The sequence below is a fragment of the Cupriavidus numazuensis genome, assembly GCF_905397435.1.
Lineage (GTDB): Bacteria > Pseudomonadota > Gammaproteobacteria > Burkholderiales > Burkholderiaceae > Cupriavidus > Cupriavidus numazuensis.
Window position 1 is genome coordinate 1 of sequence record NZ_CAJPVI010000168.1, and the last position, 677, is coordinate 677.

The 677-nt window shown below is 67.1% G+C and carries 1 protein-coding gene and 1 pseudogene; both read right to left on the minus strand.

The window, feature by feature from the left end:
- Positions 1-251: pseudogene (locus KHO41_RS41040) on the minus strand (helix-turn-helix domain-containing protein); the annotation flags it as partial.
- A gap of 32 nt (positions 252-283) precedes the next feature.
- A partial coding sequence (locus KHO41_RS41045; protein WP_211958896.1) for a transposase occupies positions 284-677 on the minus strand: 394 nt, incomplete at its 5' end.

The following is a 677-nucleotide window of genomic DNA, read 5'->3' on the forward strand; positions in this document are numbered from 1 at the left end:
TAACGCCCCTCGTCGGCCAGCTTCGGCACGATCTGGTGCGGCGTCAGGCTCTCGTAGCCGGGGCTGTTGGCCGCCGCCAGCACGGCCTGCCGCTCTCCCTCGCTGAGCTTGTTGGCCGGCACCGGGCGCTGCGCGCCCGGGCGGCCGTCCTCTGGCGTATGGCGCCAGCGCTGCAAGGTACGCGCGTTCAGGCCGAGCTCCTTGCAGGCCCTGGACTGGCGCGCGCCACTGCCCACCGCTTCATCGATCAACTCGATAGCTTCGCGGCGATCCGAGACGTTGATCAGTCCTCCTCGTCCCTTCCCCAGATCGCCTCGGCTTTTTTTCTGAGCACCAGCAGCGCTGCCGTCTCCGCCAGCGCCGCATTTTTGCGCTTGAGTTCGCGCTCCAGATCCCGGATCTGCTTCTGTGCGGCTTGTTCCTCGCGGCGTTGCGCAAGGCTCAGCTTGGCCCGCTCCGGCGCATTGGCCTGCTCGCAGGCAGCACGCCACTGCCGGATCTGTTCTGGCTGAATGCCCTTCCTGCGGCAGTACTCGGACAGCTCTGCCTCACTCAGGGGCGCCGTCTCCAGCACCACCCGGAACTTGTCCGCACTGGACCACTTGTCACTCTGCTTGCCGTTGCCTGGCACAACCTTTCCTTGCTCTCGCGCCTCGTGGCGCCAGGTGCGCAGGCTC